The following is a 15,695-nucleotide window of genomic DNA, read 5'->3' as shown; positions in this document are numbered from 1 at the left end:
GGCGGTTGAGCACACAGCGTTCTCACGAATCTCTCAACAATTTCCGGGACGGCTGAACACCCCTGGGACGACCTCCGTATCAAAGGGAGCCGCTTCACTCCTGTCGGGCGCCCTCGATGCCCCCGAAAAAGGAAGTCAGAGGAGTTCCATGGGACGCAACACAAGAAAACGCCGTACGCCGCTGGCCACCAAGGCCATTGCCGCATCGGCAGCCCTAGCGCTCGGTGGGGGCGGGCTTGTATGGGCCAACTTCTATGCTTCGGCGCACGAGGACAACTCTGGGTGGAACCAGACGAAGTCCGCGAATGCCCGGGTCGCGACGATCAACTGCCCTGATGTCGGCCAGAAGCTGACGAAGGTGCCGAGGAGCGCGCGCAGGGGCGTCGCCAAGGAGCTGGCGCTGCTGGACAGGCAGGTCACGGACGCCTATAAGCGTCTCGCCGAGACGCGGCAGGCCCAGGCGGGGGACGCCAACTACGTCAACAACGCCATTCTGGGCCCGCTGAAGTCCAAGCGCGTGGCCACGCTCGACCGGATCGGTATCAACATCAACCGGGCCGGCGGCCAGCGCCCTCAGAACCTCGACCAGCTCGCCCAGTGCCAGGGCGTCCCGGCCGAGCAGCCTGAGACCAACGACGGCCAGCAGGACGGGGACCAGAACCAGGACGGTCAGGACCAGAACAACGACGGTCAGGACCAGAACCAGGACGGTCAGAACAACGACGGTCAGGACCAGGGCGGACAGGACGGCGGCGGACAGGACCAGGGCGGCAACGGCGGGCAGGCCGGCAACGGTCCGTCGGCGGACGACTTCGTCGACATCACGCAGGTCCAGGCCAACGCCCAGCTGGGCGTCGGCGCGAACGGCCTCCCCGCGAACGGGGACAGCGGTTCGACCGGTAGCTTCACCACGAACTGCGGCACCAACGAGAACGAGAACCGCAACTCGGACAACGTGATCGTCGCTCCCGGTGTCAGCAACGGTGCGCAGCACCAGCACGACTACGTCGGCAACCAGGCCAACAACGCTTTCGCGAGCGACCAGGACCTGGCGAACGGCGACACCACCTGCCAGAACCAAGGTGACAGGTCGTCGTACTTCTGGCCGGTGCTGCGGGTGCAGGACGGTCAGAACGACATCGACGCGGATGCCCCGGGCGGCGGTCAGGACGGCAACGTCGGCACGATCGTCGAGGCCAGCGAGGCGCAGCTGAAGTTCGTCGGCAACAAGACGAGCGATGTCGTCGCGATGCCGGAGGCCCTGCGCATCATCACCGGTGACGCCAAGTCCTTCGTCAACGGCAACGCCAATGCCAACGCCAACTGGAGCTGCACCGGCTTCGAGGACCAGGTCCAGCTGCACGACAAGCTCCCGATCTGCCCCGAGGGCAGCTCCGTGGTGCGGACGTCCAACTTCCAGAGCTGCTGGGACGGTCAGAACATCGACAGCGCCAACCACCGCACGCACGTCGCGTTCGTCCAGGGCGACGGCACCTGCGCCAACGGTTTCCAGGCGATTCCCCAGCTCCAGGTCCGCCTGGTCTACGACGTCCAGGCCCCGCAGATCCAGGACGGACAGGTCCAGAACGCCTTCGCGGTGGACTCCTTCCCGGACCAGCTGCACAAGGCGATCACCGACCACAACGACTTCATCAACTTCTTCGACGAGAACACGATGAACGAGATGGTCGACTGCATCAACAGCGGCCAGAACTGCCAGTAGCGGTCCTGAACCGGTAACGAAAGCCGGCGGTGGGAATTCCCACCGCCGGCTTTCTGTCGTCCGGCCCCCACGGTCAGCTGTGGTGGCCGCCCTTGTTGTGACTGCCACCGGGGTTCATGTGCGCGGAACCCTCCTCCATGGTCCCGCCCAGCTTGCTCTGCAGCGTCGTGACCGTGTTCTCCTGGCCCACGGCGACCCACTTGCGGCCGACGAGGTAGTAGCCGCCGTAGTCCTTCGCGCCGCTCAGCCACTCGGCCTGGCCGCGGTCCGTGGCGAAGGTGGCGAGGATGTACTTCTCCTTGCCGGTCTTGCAGATGGCCTGGCGGAGCTCGTCCGCGTCGGTCTGCATGTTCGGGTCGCACTTCGCCATGGCCGCCAGATGCTCCAGGCTGCCGGTCGCCGTCTTCGGCACCTCGGCCTCCTTGTCGCCGCCGGAGCCACAGCCGGCCAGCGCGAGCACCGCCACCGCGCCGGTCAGCGCGAGCATCGGTCGGGTCAATGTCATCGGTTCCTCCGGTCCATGCCGCACAGAGCCCCGACGAGGGCCCTCGTCTCCCATACGGCTGTGGTGGGCGATGCGCTCAAACCAGAGGCTCTCACGGGCACGGGTGTGCGAGTGTGACTCGGTGGACAAGGACTGGGAAGATCGCGTGACCGCCGCATGGGCAACCTTCGACAGCTACCCCGAGGAGTCGGCCGCCGACTTCCGCGCCGTCATCGACGCCCTCGTCGCCGAGCTGCCGGACGGCAGCCCGCTGGGCCCCTTCGAGCAGGCGTGCGCCTGGGACTCGACGGGCCATTCGGACAAGGCGGTTCCGCTGTACCGCGAGGCTCTCGCGGGCGGGCTGAGCGGTTACAAGGGCCGGCGTGCCAAGATCCAGATGTCCAGCTCGCTCCGGAACGTCGGCCAGGCGGAGGAGGGCGTCAAGCTGCTGACGCCCGAGCTGGACGCCCCTTCGGACGAACTGGACGACGCGGTACGGGCGACGCTTGCGCTGTGCCTGTCGAGCCTCGGACGTGATCGCGAGGGCCTCTCCCTCGTACTGGCCGCCCTCGCCCCCCATCTGCCGCGCTACCAGCGCTCCATGGGGAACTACGCCCGCGCCCTGCTGGAGTCCGACGACTGAGCCGACACGGCCTCGCCCCGGCATCCCGCGGGGCGGTGTCGCGCGGCGGTGACCAACCGACGAATCGCTCGTTCTGCTGAACGTGCAGTCACAGGATGTCGCCCCGCGCCCCGCACCCGCCCCGGCCGAGCCGGTCGTAGACGTCGAGCGGGCGGAGGCCGCGCTCGTCGAGCACTATCCGCGGCTCGTCCGGCTCGCCTACCTGGTGCTGCCGCCGAGCCTCGGCCGCAACCGGCGCGTGGTGACCGCGCACTCCCTCACCCAGCGGGCTCTGCCCCGCGGCCGGACGGCGGCGACGCCCGCGATCCCGGCCCAGTCGACGGGCCGCGACAGCGACCCCGGGTACGCCTTCCTGCGGCTCCGGGTCCTGCGTACGGCGCTGGAGGCGGGCCTGCCGCTGCGGCGCCCGGCCTGGCCCAAGCGCTCCCAGCTGCCGCCCCTGCTGCCCCAGATCTGGGGCCTGCGCCTCTTCCCCCGGTCGGGCGGCGCCGACGAGCTCGCTCTGGACCAGCAGCTGTCGGCGCTGTCCGGCCCGGCGCGGGCGGCCTATGTGCTGCGCGGCCTGGAGAAGCTCGCGGACGGCGAGGTGCGCGACGTCCTGACGGCGGCCGGCGTCGAGGACGTGGACGACGCGCTGGAGGAGGCCGACACGGTCCCGGCGCAAGCCGCGCTGCTCGACTCCCCCGAGTTCGACCCCTGCTCCCTCCAGGCCCGGCCCACCGACCTGATGCGGCGCAGGCAGCACACGAAGGCCGCGCTCGCCGCCGGGGCCGCCCTCCTCGTCTGCGGGGCACTGCTCGGCCTGCCAGGCGAGGGCTGGGGCCCCGACGGCCCCGCCGCCCCCTCGTACGCGCAGAACCCGGCGGCCGAGGCCGCCCTCGACCCGGCCCAGCTGACGAAGGTCCCGCCGCTGGCGTGGCAGTCGGCCGCCCGCACCGACTTCTCGGTGTGGCCCGCGCGCGGCGATCTCACCGGCGACTCGGCCCTGCTGCGCCGTGCCCTCGCCGTCTGGGCCCGCCCCGGCGAGAAGGTCACGGTCTCGGCGACGCCCGGCACCCCGTCGGGCGGCCCGGCCGGAGCGCCGCAGCTGCTGTACGCGGGGACCATCGACACCGCGCGCGTGGTGATCCTCTACGACGGTCTGCGCATCGCCCGCTACGCCGAACCGACGGACGGCACGGCCGGTGCCGCCCTGGACTTCTCCCGCGTCGACAACGCGACCAGGGCGGAGGCGAGCGCGGTGGTGCTGAGCCGCGCCGACGGCAACGTCCGCTATCTGATGGCGCCCTGGGTGAAGGGCACGGCCGAGCGGGACCTGCTGAAGCCGGACGCGGGAGCGATGGACCTCACCGTGACCGAGGGGGTCACCTCGCCGATGGCGAGCCCCACCGCCCAGCAGGCCGGCGCGTGCTCCTCGTGGAACGCGCTGCAGGTCACCGACAGCGCCGGCACCCGGCTCCTGACCGACCTCGCCGAACTGGTCCCGGCGCGCCTCACCACCGGCCGCCCCGGGGCGACCAGGGACGTGACCGGCGCGCAGGCCCTGCACACCTGGGCGCCGTACTCCTGCTGGCTGGGCGCGCTGCGCTCCGCGGGCGTGCGGACGGTCAACGCCTGGTCGTTCGCGCAGCAGACGCTTCCCGACGGGACCGGCACGGCGGACTGGGTGTGCACGCGTGCCGAGACCTGGCGGGGCGGCGGGGAGCGGGTGCTGGCCCAGTTCCGGACGCCGGGCACACCGCAGGCCGCGGTGGTGGCGAAGGCCCAGAACGTGCCGGCGTGCGGACAGCGCGATCCCCATGTGCTGGCCGGTGTGTTGTGGAAGGCGCAGGCGGGCGGCTGGTATCTGCTGGCGGCGGGCACCCGGGACACCGAGTCGATCCGGGCCACGGGCGGGGTCCGCGGCAGCGCCGAGGGCAGCCAACTGGCCGTGCGGACCAAGCAGGGCGCGCAGGCCGAGCTGAAGGGCACGCTGGAGAGCGGGCGCTCGATCAACGGGCTTCAGTGAGCTCCCGGTGAGACGACCCCAGCGCGAACCGCCTTGCTGACAGAAATGTAAATAGGGCCGTGCACAAGGGTTCACCCTGGCCCTACCCGTCAGTACATTGACGCCATGTCTAACACGCAGGACCGGATACCCCTCAAGGCCCGCAAGGTGTCCTTCTCCTGGGACGCCACCCCGCTGCACTGGGTGCCCGGCGATCCGTTCACCACGCACACCATCAACGTGCTGCATCTGCTCCTGCCCGCCGGTGAGCGGTGGTTCGTGCACGTCTACAAGCAGGTGCTGCCGTACATCCGGGACGAGCAGCTCCGCGAGGACGTCATCGGGTTCATCGGGCAGGAGGCCATGCACTCGCAGGCTCATGACGAGGTGCTGCCGCACCTGCGGGAGCAGGGGCTCGACCCGACGCCGTACACCGCGCAGGTCGACTGGTTCTTCGAGAAGCTGCTCGGCGACCGCACACTGCCGCCGGGCCGCGCACGCCGCTGGTGGCTGATGGAGCGGGTGGCGCTCATAGCGGCCATCGAGCACTACACCGCCTTCCTCGGCGACTGGGTGCTCAACGCCGAGGAACTGGACCGGCGGGGCGCCGACCCGACCATGCTGGACCTGCTGCGCTGGCACGGTGCCGAGGAGGTCGAGCACCGGTCGGTCGCCTTCGACCTGTTCATGCACGTCGACGGGAGCTACCGGCGACGGGTGCGGACCTGGGCGACGGCGTTCACCGCTCTGGTCTTCCTGTGGCAGCGCGGGTCGCGCTTCTTCATGGAGAACGACCCGACGCTGATGGACGGCCGGGCAAGCTTCAAGGACTTCTACGTCGGCGGCAGGCGGGGCACGCTCCCCTCGACCGGGGACATGCTCAGGTCCATCCCCCGCTATCTGAGCCGGACCTACCACCCCTCCCAGGAGGGGTCCACCGAGCAGGCCGTCGCCTATCTGGCCTCCTCCCCCGCCGCGCTGGCCGCCGAGACCGCCGAGAAGTCCGCGAAGGGTGCCGCCTGATGCCGAAGCTCCGCACCCTCGCCGTCGTCGCCGGTGCCGCCCTGTTCGCCCGGCGGGCGATGCGGCACCGGATACAGGTCTCGCCGTTGTGGCCGATGCCCGCCCTCGACGAGCCGACCTCCGGGCGGCCCCGGTCACGGGCACTGCGCCTGCTGGTGACCTCGCACGAAGAGGTCGCCGAAGGGGTCGTACAACTACGACTGGAGGGGCACGACTTGCCGCGCTGGGAGCCCGGCGCGCATCTCGACGTCGTGCTGCCGTCGGGGCTCGTGCGGCAGTACTCACTGTGCGGCGACCCGGAGGACACCTCGTCGTACACGGTGGCGACCAGGCTGGTCCCGGACGGGCGGGGCGGCTCGCGCGAGGTCCACGAGCAGGTGCGGGAGGGGATGGAGCTGGAGGTGCGCGGGCCGCGGAACCGCTTCCCGCTGGTGGCCGCCCCGTCGTATGTGTTCGTCGCGGGCGGCATCGGGATCACGCCGATCCTGCCGATGCTGCGGGCGCTGCCCGACGGCGTGGAGTGGCGGCTGCTGTACTGCGGACGGGACCGTGCCTCGATGCCGTTCCTGGAGGAGATCGAGAAGCTGGGCGGCGGGGATCGGGTGACCGTCGTCGAGGGGCCACCGGATCTCGGCGTCGTTCTCGCGGAGGTGCCCGACCGGGCCGCCGTCTACTGCTGTGGTCCGGAGGGGCTGATGGCAGCGGTGGAGGAGCGGTTCCCGGGCGTCCACCTGGAGCGGTTCGCACCCCGCTCCTCGGCGGGCGGTGCCTTCGAGGTCGAACTCCGGCGCAGCGGGCGGACGTTGACCGTGTCGGCCGACTCGACCGTACTGGCCGCCGTTCGTGCGCAGCTGCCCGACACCGCCTACTCCTGTGAACAGGGCTTCTGCGGGACCTGCCAACAGCGGGTACTGGAGGGTGAGGTGGACCACCGGGACGAGCTGCTGACCGATGCGGAGCGGTCCGACTCCATGCTGATCTGTGTGTCGCGGGCCCGAGGTGACCGGCTCGTACTGGATCTGTGAACGCCGGCGATCGGTCCGGTCCGTTCGGGGCCTGATTCGATCGGTAAGGTGTTCGCATGACTACCGGGGTACGCCGAAGAATGGGAGTCGAGGAGCGACGGCAGCAGTTGATCGGCGTCGCCCTCGAACTGTTCAGCCAGCGCTCGCCCGACGACGTCTCCATCGACGAGATAGCGTCGGCCGCGGGCATCTCGCGCCCGCTGGTCTATCACTACTTCCCCGGCAAACTCAGCTTGTACGAGGCCGCGTTGAAGCGTGCGTCGGACGAACTGGCGGGCCGTTTCGTCGAGCCGCCGGACGGGCCGCTGGGGGCGCGGCTGCTGCGGGTGATGCGCCGGTTCTTCGACTTCGTCGACGAGCACGGACCCGGTTTCTCGGCGCTGATGCGAGGCGGTCCTGCCGTCGGCTCGACGGCGACGAACGCGCTCATCGACTCCGTGCGGCAGGCCGCGTATGTCCAAATCCTTTCGCATCTGCGGGTGGAGGATCCGCCCGCGCGCCTGGAACTGGTCATCCGTTCCTGGATCTCGCTCGCCGAGTCGACGGCGCTGATCTGGCTGGACGGCCGCCGCATCCCGCGCGGCGAGCTGGAGGTCCAGCTCGTGCACGACTTCGCCGCGCTCGCGGCGGTGAGCGCGGCGCACGACGAGGAGATGAGCGGGCTGCTGCGCCGCATGCTCAAGGACGAGCCGGGCGACGGGCCGTTCGGCGACCTGGTGACCCGGCTGATCGCGCTGGCGTCCTGAGCGGATCCGGAGCCGATCCCGGGCCGATCTCGAGCGACGGCTCAGCTCTCGAACTTGCGGTAGGAGGGGTCGAGGTCGCGCACCTCGGCGGACACGTGCAGCGCGAGCCCGTCGACCGGCTTCAGGTGCTGCCGCACCAACTCCAGCACGGTCTCGGTGAGCCGGGCCTTCGTCTCGTCCGTACGACCGGCCAGCAGGCCGATGGTGACGTGCACGACGCCGTGCCCGTCGGTGTCGTCGCCGACCGTGGTGTTCTCGGTCCTGCGGAACTGCGTCTTGCACGCGGGCGGCTTCGCGGCCGCGATCTCGACCACGGCGGTGTGCAGCCCCCGGGCGAAGCCGGGCCGGTCGAAGTCGTCCGCCAGCTGTTCCGAGTAGTCGACGGTGATCTGCGGCATGAGCACTCCTGTTCTGGGTCGGCAGCGATCACCCTAACCGCAGTGCCAGCATCGCGATGTCGTCCTCCTGGTCCCGTCCGAAGTGGTCCAGCAGGGTGTCGCAGAGCGCGTCCACGCCGGGCGGGGCGTCGGCGGCGGCCGTGCGGAGCTGCTTCAGGGAGACGTCGAGGTCGGTGCCGCGGGTCTCGACCAGGCCGTCGGTGACCATGAGCAGACGGTCCTCCGCGGTCAGCACCAACTCGGTGGGCGCCGGCCGCTGAAGGCCGAGGCCGAGCAGCGGGCCGTCCACGGGGACGTACTCGGCGTCGCCTCCGTCCCGCACGAGCAGCGGCGGGATGTGACCCGCGTTGGCGATACGGCCGCGTCCGGTGCCGGGGTCGACCAGGGCCAGGCAGACCGTGGCGGTGACGTCGGGGTGATAGTGCACGAGCATCCGGTCGAGCCGTTCGGCGAGCGTGCCCGGGTCGCTCTCCTCGACGCAGTAGGCGCGCAGCGCGTGCCGGATCTCGACCATGACGGTGGCCGCGTCCAGCGAGTGCCCGACGACGTCCCCGACCGCCGTGAGCACCCCCTCCCGGGTGCGCAGGGCGGCGTAGAAGTCCCCGCCGATCTCGGCCTGCCGGGACGCGGGGACGTACCGGACGACGACCTTCACGCCGGGCAGCGCGGGCAGCCGGTACGGCTGGGGCAGAAAGCTGTGCTGCAGGGTGAGCGCGATCTGCCGCTCCGCCTGGTACATCAGCAGCGGCTCGGCGGCGAGCGCGGTGGCCTGGGCGAGCCGGGCGAGGAGGTCGTCGTCGGCGGGGTCCGGGGCGGGGACCGGCGCGGTCGGCGGACGCCGGGCCGCAAGCGGGTCGTATGCCGGCATCGGTGGGGCGGATCGGCACCGTGTCGCCGGCGCCACGGATGCGGGTACCCCGTTGTGCGGGCGCCGGGGCGCGAGGGGGTCGTACGCGGGCATCGGCTCGGCCGGCGGTCCGGGCTGCGGGCGGTGGTGCGCGAAGGGGACGTACACCGGAATCGGCTCGGCGAGCACCCCGGCCTGCGGGCGCCGGGCCGACGGTGGGGACGGCGGTACGGGCATGGCGACGCACACCGACGTGCGGCCCTCGTCGGTGAACGCCAGGACCAGGCGGGCGTCCTCCCGGACGCCGGGCCGGAAGAAACCGGCGGGCCACAGTGAGGCGGGCACGGTCGTGCTGTGCACCCCGGTCCGCCCGGTCCGGCCCTCCGCGATCCGGGTGATCAGGCGTGCCGCAGCGACCTGCGGGGCGGTGTCGGGCAGTGCGGTGGGGGTGCCCGCCGGACGGGCGAAGCCGTCGCCTCGGGGCAGGCGCAGGGAACTGCCCCAGTGCGGCTCGCCGCCCGGGCCGATGACGAAGACGACGGCGGGCGTGCCGGTGAGCCGGGCCGTGCCCGCGGCGGCGGCGTCGGCCAGTTCCCCCAGGCAGCGCGCGGTCTGCACGGTGACGATCGCCTCCGACAGCAGCGTCAGCCGGTGTGCGAGCACCTCGGCCGCGCTGCGCAGACGCGCCCCGCGTACGGCGGCCCGTACGACGGCCTCGATCTCGCTCGGCTCGGCGGGCACGGTCAGGTAGGCGTCGGCGCCCGCGTCGAGCCCCCGGCACCGGTCTCCCGGGTCCATGGCCATGGCGGAGAAGTGGACGACGGGCAGTACGGCCATGGACGGCCGGGCCTTGACCAGGCGGCACAGTTCGAAGCCGCTCATGTCCGGCAGCCCCACGTCGACGAGCGCCACGTCGGGCAGGGTGCCCGCGCGAAGCCGTATGTCGAGTTCGCTCAGCGCCTCCCCCGCGCTCGCGACCGGTACGACGTCGTGGCCCGCGCGGCGCAGCACGGCGCCCATGGCGAAGCGGTTGGTCGAGACGTCGTCGACGACCATCACGGTCGTGCCCGACTGCTTGCCGAAACCGTCCATCGTCGGGAGCCCTTGGATACGCACGAGTGGGGCGGGCCCGTGACCGGGTCCGCCCCACTCAACCTAGTGCGGTATCAAAGGGCCCGTGAGAAGACGGCGACAGTACGACCCGGAACGGCGAACGTGCCGGATTCGCGCTCGTAGGACGAGGACTTGACGATAGGGTCCGCGCCCGAGGCCTGCACCGGATGCAGTCGATAGCCCTCGCCCGCCAGCGAGGCGATCCGCTGCTCCTGCTGCTCGGGGGTCGCGTTGAAGACGACGACGAGGTCACCGAGCCGCATGGTGATCACGCCGGGCGTCTCGTCCTTCCCGGACAGCGGGAAGGACAGCTTCGACTGCACCTGTCCGGCCGTGCCGAGGGAGAAGGCACTCTCCGTCGAACGGATGCTCAGCAGGTCCCGGTACGCCGCCGAGGTCCCCTCGATCTGCTCGCACCCCACCTTCACGGTGCTCAGCAGGGGCTTGGCGTAGGGCCACTTGGACTGGTTGTCGGCGGCCGGCGGCAGCCCCCGCCCGAAGCCGTTGCCGTCGGCGCAGTTCCAGTGGATGGCGTTGAACCAGTCGCCGCTGTCGTAGGAGTTGCGGTCCAGCGACTTGGAGCGCAGCAGGTCGGTGCCCGCCTGGGAGAGGGCCGGTCCCTGCGACAGGGTGGCCGTGGCCATGGCGAGGACCTGCATGCGGGCCCGGTCGGCGGCCGACGTGTCCTTCGGCAGCTTGAAGGCGAGCGCGTCGAACAGTGACTCGTTGTCGTGCGCGTCCGCGTAGGCGAGGGCGTCACCGGGGGCGTCCGCGTACCCGGCGGGCTGGCCGTTGTAGTCGACCTCGGCGCCGGTGACCTCCTTGCCGGCGGTGTCGGTGAACCGGTACTGGGCGAGGTTGCCGGACAGGCCGACCTTGATCAGGTCCTGGTAGTGCAGCAGCCGGGCCTTCTGCTCCTCGGAAGTACCGTTGTTCTCCGAGGAGTTGGGGTCGGTGAACAGCCCGGACGCGAAGCCCTGGACGCCGGGGTCCTCGTCGAAGGGCCCGCCGCCGCGTACGGCGTCGCGCGCCCGGTCGGAGAAGGTCGCGATGCCGGTGCCGGCCATGTTCTTCTGGGTGGCCTGCGTGAAGCGGGCGTCGTCGGCGACCTCGCCGAAGTTCCAGCCCTCGCCGTACAGGATGATCTTCTTGCCGTCGACGCCGTCCTTGGCGAGGGTCAGCGCGTCGAGGGCCTTGCGCACGGCCAGGATGTTGGCCTTCGGGTGGTGGCCCATCAGGTCGAAGCGGAAGCCGTCGACCTTGTACTCCTTGGCCCAGGTGACGATCGAGTCGACGACCAGCTTGCCCATCATGGCGTTCTCGGTGGCCGTGTTGGCGCAACAGGTGCTGTTGGCGACCGAGCCGTCGGCGAGGAGGCGCTGGTAGTAGCCGGGGACGATCCGGTCGAGGACGGAGGTGTCCGCCTGGCCGCTCGCCGCGGTGTGGTTGTAGACGACGTCCATGACGACCCGCAGGCCGTCCTCGTTCAGCGCCTTGACCATCCTGCGGAACTCGACCGTGCGGCCGGTGCCGTCCGGGTCGGTGGCGTACGAGCCCTCGGGGACCGTGTAGTGGTACGGGTCGTAGCCCCAGTTGTAGGCGTCCTTCGCAGCGATCTTCGACACGCACTCCTGCTGCTTGTCGGAGTCGGCCGGGAAGGAGGCGAGGTCGCAGCCGACGGTCGCCTGGTCCTGCCGGCGTTCGGGGATCGTGGCGATGTCGAAGGCCGGCAGCAGGTGGACGTACGACGTGCCCGCCTTCGCCAGCTCACGCAGGTGCTTGGAGCCGTCGCTGTCCTTGTCCGCGAAGGCGAGGTAGGTGCCCCGGTTCTTCGCCGTCCGGTCCTCGACGGAGAAGTCCCGGACGTGCAGCTCCTGGATCTGCGCGTCCTTCAGCGGTACGGCCTTGGGCTTGGTGTACGAGGACCAGCCGCCCGGCGCCAGGGCCTTGTCGTCCAGGTCGACGACGAGGCTGCGCTCGGAGTCGGTGGTCAGGGCGACCGAGTAGGGGTCGGTGACCTTGTTGGTGACGACCTTCTGGACGCTGGGCGCCCAGACCTTGACGACGTACCGGTAGGGCTTGCCCTTCCAGGACTTCGGGCCGGTGACGGACCAGACGCCGGTGCCGGCGTTCCGCTTCATGGCGACGGTGGAGTCGCCGATCTCCAGCTTGACCGACTGGGCCGTGGGCGCCCAGACGGACAGCGTCGGACGGCCCTTGTCGAAGGCCGGCCCCAGGTCGGCCTTGGTCGCCCCGGAGTACAGGTCGTCGAGGATGCCGCCGATCTGGACGCCGGTCGCCGCGAGCACGGCACCTCCCCCAGAGCCGAAAGCCTGGGAGGTGCCCCCAGCGGCCCGCTGCGAGGCGACGACCTGGCCGGCGAGGGCCTCGCGGACCCGGTCGCGGTCGCGCGGGTCGACGGACCAGGCGGGGTAGTCCTTGAGGTGCGGGAACTGCGCCTTCTGGGCGTCGGTGAGGGAGCTCCTGGACAGCCGCAGCCACTTGGCGTCACCGGTCAGCGTGCCGTCCTGGACCGCGATCCCGCCGTCCCGGCTGTAGAGCAGCTGGGTGGAGGCCGCGCCCTCGGAGCCCTTCCAGGCGACGGTGTTCCGGTCGATCCAGACCGCCTTGGACGTGCTCAGGTCGAGCGCCGCCGCGGACCCCGCGGGCTGCGGGAGCAGGTACTTCTCCTGGCCGCTCAACAGCCACACCTCATGGCCGTTCGCGGTGAGGTCGAGGGACTGGTCGGTGGGCAGGTCCTTCTCGTCGCCCTTGTGGAGGATGTAGCTGAGGCTGGTGGCACCGTCGGTGAGCGGTACCTCGAAAACCGCACCATAGGCATCAGTCTTGACCGGCTTCAGGGGGTTCGACCACTCGGTGGGGTTCGCGGCACCCGTCCAGGTGTGCAGGCCCCAGCCGTCGTAGTCGCCGTCGGCGCGGTGGTAGTGCAGGACGGCCTTGGACTTGTCCGGCGCCGGATAGTCGGCCGCGGGCTTCTCGGTGCGGACGGCCTCCTTGCCCTGCTCGATCCAGATCTCACCGGTCTTGGTGAGGTCGATCGCGCGGTCGGCGGAGACGTCCTTGTTGCCGTCCTTGTCGATGACGAGGAAACCGACGTTCGTCGCGCCCGGCTTCAGCTTGACGTAGGCGAAGGCGCCGTACGCGTCACGGCCGACGAAGGGGTGACTGTCCGGCCAGTTCGTGGACTCTCCGTCGGCGAGGTCGCCCCAGGCGTACAGGCCCCAGTTCGCGTAGTCGCCGTCGGTGCGCTTGTAGTGGACGACCGCGTAGTCGCGGGAGGCGGCGCTGGGGGTCTCGGGTGCGGGCGGGGTGCCGGTGGTGGAGGCCGCCGTGGCACTGGCGGTGCGGCCGGCCGAGTCGATGACGACGGCCTTGTAGCGCAGGGCCGTTCCGGCGGGTACGTCCTTGCCGATGGCCTGCGTGACCTTGTACGGGGCGTGGTCGGCGGAGCCGAGGGTCCGCCACTTGCCGTTGCCGACCTGGGCTGCGAACACGACGCGGCCCAGCTGTCCGCCGTCGACGTCCGCGCCGATCTCCACCGTGCCGATGGCGCCGGCTGCCGGGGCCTTGAGGGTCAGGGTCGGCGCGGTGGCGGGCTTCGCCGGCCTGCCGGTCGCCTTGAGGACGATCGCCGAGCCGGCCGGGACGGTGACGGTGACCTTCCTGCCGGCGTCGCTCCTGACCGAGTCGCGCGTCCCGTGGATCCCCTTGAACGTCATGCCGGCCGAGCCGGTCGCGAAGGTCGCCGTCTTCGCCTCGCCGGCGTTGTTGAACGCGACGACGTACTCCGTGCCCGACTTGGCGGCGGTGCGCGAGAAGGCGTAGATCCCGGCGCCGTCGGCCGCGTACCGCTCCGTCTGGATGCCGTCGGCGAGGGCGGGGTTGGCCTTGCGGAGGGCGGAGAGCTCGGCGATCTGCCGGTAGAGCGGCGCGCTCGTGTCGTAGGCGTCGCTCGCGTGCGTGCGGTCGGTGCCGAGCTGGTCGTCGTCGAGGTAGTCGGCGGTCTTCGAGGCGAACAGGGTCTGACGGGCGTCCTTGTCGCCGCCGGCGCCGGTGAAGCCCTGCTCGTCGCCGTAGTAGACGACCGGGTTGCCGCGGCTGAGGAACATCAGCTCGTTGGCGAGCTCGTCCTTCTTCAGCAGCTCGGCGTCGGTCGCCTTCGGGTTGTCCTGGTTCAGGAAGTACCCGATGCGGCCCATGTCGTGGTTGCCGAGGAAGGTGACCTGCTCGTACGCGTTGGCCTTGTCGGTCGTGTACTTGTAGTCGTCGCCGAAGACGGACGCCAGCTTCTGCGCGGTGCCGCCCTGGGAGGCGTACTGCCGGGCCGCCTCCTGGAAGGGGAAGTCGAGTGTGGAGTCGAGGCGGCCTTCGGTGACGTAGGGCGAGGTGACGTTCGTGTCGGCGGAGTACACCTCGCCGAACATGAAGAAGTCGTCGCGGCCCTGCTTGGCGGCGTAGGAGTCCAGCGCCGTGGCCCACTGGGTCCAGAACTCCATGTTGACGTGCTTCACGGTGTCGATCCGGAAGCCGTCGATGTCGAAGTCCCTGACCCAGCGCTGGTAGATCTTCTCCATGCCGGTGACGACCTCGGGACGCTCGGTCCACAGGTCGTCGAGGCCGCCGAAGTCGCCGTGGGTGGAGCTCTCACCGGCGAAGGTGGAGTCGCCGCGGTTGTGGTACATCGTCGGGTCGTTGAGCCACGACGGGACCTTGACGTTCTTCTTCGCGGCGGGGACGGCCGGGGTGCGCGGGAAGGAGCCGGTGCCGACCGCCGGGAACCCGGACTTCCCGTCCGCGTAGTCGGCGTCGTCGAAGGGCTTGCCGTCCTTCGTCAGGTACGGGAAGGCACCCTTGGAGAGGTAGTCGTACGACTTCTCCTCATAGTCGACGACATCGGCCGTGTGGTTGGTGATGACGTCGAAGAAGACCTTCATGCCCTTGGCGTGCGCCTTGGAGATGAGGGTCTCAAGGTCCTTGTTGGTGCCGAAGTGCGGGTCGACCTGGGTGAAGTCGGTGATCCAGTAGCCGTGGTAGGCGGCGGAGGCGTTGGCGCCGGTGCCCTGTACGGGCTGGTTCTTGAAGATCGGCGCCATCCAGATGGCGGTGGTGCCGAGACCCTTGATGTAGTCGAGGCGCTTGGTCAGGCCCTTGAGGTCGCCATCCTGGTAGAAGCCCTTGTCGGTGGGGTCGTAGCCGGTGGAGAGGCGGGAACCGGTCAGGCCGCCCTTGTCGTTGCTCGCGTCGCCATTGGCGAAGCGGTCCGGCAGGACGAAGTAGAACTGGTCGCGGGTGGCCTCGTGCCGGGCGGGCTCGGCCGCGAGCCGGGCGTCGGACGGTGGCGGCGGCGGGGCGTCCGCCCGGGCCGCGAGGGGCTGGACGAGTGCTGCGGCCAGCGCGGTCACGGTGACCGCGGCGACCCGTCCGACATGGGTGGTTCGGCGCCTCGACGGCGTCGGCCATCTCGCTATCACAGATGGGCTCCTTGCGATTACGGCTCAGTGGGTCCGACCCCGCGCGACCGTATCGCCGCCGTAAGGTTTACAGCAAGAGTCTTGAAAGCATCGGTAAGAACTTTCACCTCGGTACTCAGCAGGGTGAGTTGGTCCGCGATAGCGGCCCGAGGGCGGTGAGGGTCGGATCAATCCATGCGGACAGCCGTACGGGCGTGAACGGCCGGATCATGTA

The 15,695-nt window shown here is 70.5% G+C and carries 10 protein-coding genes; 6 read left to right on the top strand and 4 right to left on the bottom strand.

Annotated features, from left to right (window positions below; translation table 11 throughout):
- Positions 1 to 148: 148 nt before the first annotated feature.
- On the top strand, positions 149 to 1,723 hold the full coding sequence (locus OHT51_RS30445; protein ID WP_328882110.1) for a DUF1996 domain-containing protein: 1,575 nt from the start codon (positions 149 to 151) through the stop codon (positions 1,721 to 1,723).
- A gap of 73 nt (positions 1,724 to 1,796) precedes the next feature.
- On the opposite strand, the gene OHT51_RS30440 is transcribed toward OHT51_RS30445, so the two are convergent.
- Positions 1,797 to 2,228, bottom strand: a complete 432-nt coding sequence (locus OHT51_RS30440; RefSeq protein ID WP_328882109.1) for a hypothetical protein — start codon at positions 2,226 to 2,228, stop codon at positions 1,797 to 1,799.
- Between the two features lie 70 nt (positions 2,229 to 2,298).
- On the opposite strand from OHT51_RS30440, the gene OHT51_RS30435 reads away from it, so the two are divergent.
- From OHT51_RS30435 to OHT51_RS30415, 5 genes are all read left to right on the top strand, one after another.
- Positions 2,299 to 2,850, top strand: coding sequence for a tetratricopeptide repeat protein (locus OHT51_RS30435; RefSeq protein ID WP_328882108.1), 552 nt, complete (start codon positions 2,299 to 2,301; stop codon positions 2,848 to 2,850).
- A gap of 82 nt (positions 2,851 to 2,932) precedes the next feature.
- Positions 2,933 to 4,858, top strand: a complete 1,926-nt coding sequence (locus OHT51_RS30430; protein ID WP_328882107.1) for a hypothetical protein — start codon at positions 2,933 to 2,935, stop codon at positions 4,856 to 4,858.
- Between the two features lie 105 nt (positions 4,859 to 4,963).
- Positions 4,964 to 5,860 carry a metal-dependent hydrolase gene (locus OHT51_RS30425; protein ID WP_328882106.1) on the top strand — a complete coding sequence of 299 codons (897 nt, stop codon included), beginning with the start codon at positions 4,964 to 4,966 and terminating at the stop codon, positions 5,858 to 5,860.
- Entirely contained in the window at positions 5,860 to 6,885 is a 1,026-nt protein-coding gene (locus OHT51_RS30420; RefSeq protein ID WP_328882105.1) for a PDR/VanB family oxidoreductase, read from the top strand. The genes OHT51_RS30425 and OHT51_RS30420 overlap by 1 nt, the downstream gene beginning before the upstream one ends.
- Positions 6,886 to 6,941: 56 nt before the next feature.
- Positions 6,942 to 7,631 carry a TetR/AcrR family transcriptional regulator gene (locus OHT51_RS30415; protein ID WP_328882104.1) on the top strand — a complete coding sequence of 230 codons (690 nt, stop codon included), beginning with the start codon at positions 6,942 to 6,944 and terminating at the stop codon, positions 7,629 to 7,631.
- A 41-nt stretch (positions 7,632 to 7,672) separates the two neighbouring features.
- Here OHT51_RS30415 and OHT51_RS30410 read toward each other — a convergent pair whose 3' ends face one another.
- From OHT51_RS30410 to pulA, 3 genes are all read right to left on the bottom strand, one after another.
- A complete protein-coding gene (locus tag OHT51_RS30410; protein ID WP_328882103.1) occupies positions 7,673 to 8,029 on the bottom strand; it encodes a 5-carboxymethyl-2-hydroxymuconate Delta-isomerase in 357 nt (118 codons plus the stop codon).
- Positions 8,030 to 8,057: 28 nt separating this feature from the next.
- Complete coding sequence (locus tag OHT51_RS30405) at positions 8,058 to 9,968, bottom strand: SpoIIE family protein phosphatase (protein WP_328884493.1); 1,911 nt, start codon at positions 9,966 to 9,968, stop codon at positions 8,058 to 8,060.
- A 74-nt stretch (positions 9,969 to 10,042) separates the two neighbouring features.
- The gene (gene pulA / locus OHT51_RS30400; protein WP_328882102.1) at positions 10,043 to 15,481 is read right to left on the bottom strand and encodes a pullulanase-type alpha-1,6-glucosidase; all 5,439 of its coding nucleotides are present in this window, start codon (positions 15,479 to 15,481) and stop codon (positions 10,043 to 10,045) included.
- Positions 15,482 to 15,695 lie beyond the last annotated feature (214 nt).

The sequence above is a fragment of the Streptomyces sp. NBC_00299 genome (assembly GCF_036173045.1).
GTDB classification, from domain to species: domain Bacteria; phylum Actinomycetota; class Actinomycetes; order Streptomycetales; family Streptomycetaceae; genus Streptomyces; species Streptomyces machairae.
The sequence above is the reverse complement of the archived record's forward strand: the minus strand, read 5'-3'. Positions and strand labels throughout refer to the sequence as shown.

Coding starts and splice junctions, on each gene's coding strand:
- OHT51_RS30440 (WP_328882109.1), bottom strand. CDS start 2,228: ATGACATTGACCCGACCGATGCTCGCGCTGACCGGCGCGGTGGCGGTG.
- OHT51_RS30435 (WP_328882108.1), top strand. CDS start 2,299: ATGCGCTCAAACCAGAGGCTCTCACGGGCACGGGTGTGCGAGTGTGAC.
- OHT51_RS30405 (WP_328884493.1), bottom strand. CDS start 9,968: ATGGACGGTTTCGGCAAGCAGTCGGGCACGACCGTGATGGTCGTCGAC.
- OHT51_RS30410 (WP_328882103.1), bottom strand. CDS start 8,029: ATGCCGCAGATCACCGTCGACTACTCGGAACAGCTGGCGGACGACTTC.
- OHT51_RS30415 (WP_328882104.1), top strand. CDS start 6,942: ATGACTACCGGGGTACGCCGAAGAATGGGAGTCGAGGAGCGACGGCAG.
- OHT51_RS30445 (WP_328882110.1), top strand. CDS start 149: ATGGGACGCAACACAAGAAAACGCCGTACGCCGCTGGCCACCAAGGCC.
- OHT51_RS30420 (WP_328882105.1), top strand. CDS start 5,860: ATGCCGAAGCTCCGCACCCTCGCCGTCGTCGCCGGTGCCGCCCTGTTC.
- OHT51_RS30425 (WP_328882106.1), top strand. CDS start 4,964: ATGTCTAACACGCAGGACCGGATACCCCTCAAGGCCCGCAAGGTGTCC.